Raw genomic sequence first — 2,608 nt, forward strand, 5'->3', positions numbered from 1 at the left:
TTGAGTTTTGGGGGGAGCGCCCTCCCCCTGGACCCGAGCGTTTAGGGTCTCTGGTCACCCCCTCCAGCGGGGCGGTCCCCGCAACGCCCCCATCTTTGTTTTGCGCGTCTAGGCGCGCGCCCAGACCATGCTGAAGCGTTCACCGCTCGGCGCGACGTGGTCTTCGACCAGGGTGGCGGAGAGCGGTCCCGGGAAGGCCGGATCGTCGAGTTCGACGTCGATGTGCAGGCAGTTCTGATCGCAGGTCCGCTTCCAGCCGGCGCCGAGCTGGGTGTCGATGCCGTTCGGGCCTTTGGCGGTGCCGGCGGCGTAGATCAGGAAGTCGGGGCCATCCGCCTTGGTTTTCGGGGCGGGGCGCATCACCAGGTCGACGTCCAGGGTCAGGGTGCGGATCGCGCCGTGCAGGTCATTCCCACGTTTAATGAAGGTGCCGATGGTCGCCATCAGATGGCTCCTCTGTTTGTGACGAGACGCGCCGAATCGCGGTCTCGATGGCCTCCCCCGGACTCGGCGGCGCACCCGAGGGCGCGCTTCCGAAGTGTGTGTCTTGTCCCGCAGAGAGGCCATTCGGCGGGAAGCAAGTCTGTAACGCCACGCTGTGGGATGGGCGCGGCGTCAAATGACCAGCTGGCGTCAGCGATCAAAGTCGTAGGGCGTTGGCTCAACCAGAAGCTGTCCTGGTTATGTCACCAAACGCTGGGCGATTTGGGCGGTTCCAAAGTGACTTTCATACAGAAAAAGGCCCTATTTGGGGCATGACGCGACGTAACTAGATGGCGTCGGCTGGACTCCCTGTGCTTGGCTCCAGGACCTTGGTGGCGGCGACGGTCCAAGGGCGAAAGCTGGGTGTGAGGGGCTGGTTTGGCGAGCAGCCCGTGTGCGGGCCTGGCCGACGCCGGGCTTGCAGCGCCGCGGCGCTGAAACGCGGAGGTGATCCATGTCCCTGAGCCACATCGTCAAGGCGCTCGGCGGCGAGCTCTACGACGGCGGCCGGCGCGCTAATATCCCCGCCCCGGGCCACAGTTCCGCCGATCGTTCGGTCTCGCTGCTGCTGGAGGACGACAGGGTCGTCGTCCACACCTTCGGCAACGGCGACTGGAAGGCGGTGCTGGATCATCTGCGCGACAACCGGCTGATCGACGTCCACAATGCGCCGACATCGGTGTTTGGCGGCGGCCCCCGCGCGGCCGTGGTCGCAAAGCCGCCTGACCCGCAGCGCCTGGACGCCGCCAGGCGGCTCTGGGAGGGCGGCCGAGCGGTCCAGGGGACGCTCTGCGAGCGCCACTGCCGCCTGCGCCATATCCGGCGCGCCCTGCCCGGCCCCGCGATCCTGCGCCATGGTGGAGACACGCCGGTCTCCGCCTACGTCCAGACGCCCCATCGCCGGCCAGCCCTGATCGCGGCGATCTGCGACGCGCAAGGCGCATTCACCGCCGTCGAGGTCACCTACCTCGCACCGAACGGCCATAAGGCCTTGGACCTGCGCCTGGCGCGCAAGACAGTCGGACCCGTGCCGGCCGGTACGGCTGCGCGACTGGATCCGGCGGCGCCGGAGATGCTGGTGGCCGAGGGGGTATTCACCACGCTCTCGGCGACCGAACGCTTTGGCCTGCCCGGCTGGGCCCTGATGTCCACCCGCAACCTGAAGACCTGGTGCGCGCCGCCGGGCGTGCGCTCCGTGTTGATCGCCGCCGATCGCGGCCTGGATGGCGCCGCCTCGGCGCAGATCCTGGCGGCCCGCCTGCAACGCCGGGGCGTCGCGGCGCGGATCGAGTTTCCGCCTGAACCCTTCGGCGACTGGAACGATGCGGCGGCTGACGTCGCAACTGCGCAGCCGGGCAGTTAGCCATCGCCAAGGTGAACGTCCGGTTGTTGGCGGTGTGCCAACGGGGACAATCGACCCGTTGCGGACGTTCGCCAGACGCGCGTCACCTCATGATTAGATCGACCCTTCCGCGGGCTACCGCGATTGGGGCGGCGACAAATCCCGTCAAATAGGTCGCGTAGCCGCGCAGGCGCGGCCAAGTTCCGTATCGGCCGCTCATGAGGAGAATGGACAAGGTTCGAGACGACCAAACGGGGCCCAGAGACGCCCCGCGCTCCAAATGTGCGCGCGCCTTGTCAGTGTCTTGGGAAATGCCGCCGCCCCCCTGCTCGTAGAGGAGGCCTAGAGCCCACAGCGCCACACCACGTCCCCGCTCGCCCGCAGCTTCGAACGCCTCGATTGCGTTCCCAATGTCGCTCCTAGCGAGGTGGATTAGGCCAAGACCATACATTGCCCGACCGGAACCAAGCGACGCGGCATGCCCGTACCAGCCTTGAGATTTTTCCAGGTCGACCTTGTAGCCGTCACCTTTCCTCAAGGCGTCGGCCACGAACAGCATGCTCAAGGTAGAGCCTTGAAGGGCGAGAGATCCGATTTCCCGAAGCCCCTCAGGTCTGTCTACTTTGAGCGTTCTGCCGGCCGATTGGTACTCTCTCAGGAGCGGATCATTCACCCCCGCCTCCGACTCGGGGAAAACACCCAGATACTGCGACGCGCCGCCCACCGACTTCCGCCCTAGCAGGCTGTTGAAAAAGTCGACGGTGAGGGCCGATTTTCGCCCTC

3 protein-coding genes are annotated in these 2,608 nt (G+C 66.5%); 1 reads left to right on the forward strand and 2 read right to left on the reverse strand.

Features of this window, described 5'->3' with window-relative positions; all coding sequences use genetic code 11:
* Positions 1 to 108 precede the first annotated feature (108 nt).
* Complete coding sequence (locus Q0R13_RS10850; protein ID WP_293903696.1) at positions 109 to 444, reverse strand: DUF736 domain-containing protein; 336 nt, start codon at positions 442 to 444, stop codon at positions 109 to 111.
* Positions 445 to 937: 493 nt separating this feature from the next.
* On the opposite strand from Q0R13_RS10850, the gene Q0R13_RS10855 reads away from it, so the two are divergent.
* Positions 938 to 1,846, forward strand: coding sequence for a toprim domain-containing protein (locus tag Q0R13_RS10855; RefSeq protein ID WP_293903699.1), 909 nt, complete (start codon positions 938 to 940; stop codon positions 1,844 to 1,846).
* A gap of 82 nt (positions 1,847 to 1,928) precedes the next feature.
* Here Q0R13_RS10855 and Q0R13_RS10860 read toward each other — a convergent pair.
* A partial coding sequence (locus tag Q0R13_RS10860; RefSeq protein WP_293903702.1) for a tetratricopeptide repeat protein occupies positions 1,929 to 2,608 on the reverse strand: 680 nt, incomplete at its 5' end.

It is taken from the genome of Phenylobacterium sp. (assembly GCF_025351295.1).
In the GTDB taxonomy this organism is placed as follows: Bacteria; Pseudomonadota; Alphaproteobacteria; order Caulobacterales; family Caulobacteraceae; genus Phenylobacterium.

What these genes read in the sequence shown, in the direction of transcription:
- Q0R13_RS10850 (WP_293903696.1), bottom strand. Translation starts at nt 444, where the DNA reads ATGGCGACCATCGGCACCTTCATTAAACGTGGGAATGACCTGCACGGC.
- Q0R13_RS10855 (WP_293903699.1), top strand. Translation starts at nt 938, where the DNA reads ATGTCCCTGAGCCACATCGTCAAGGCGCTCGGCGGCGAGCTCTACGAC.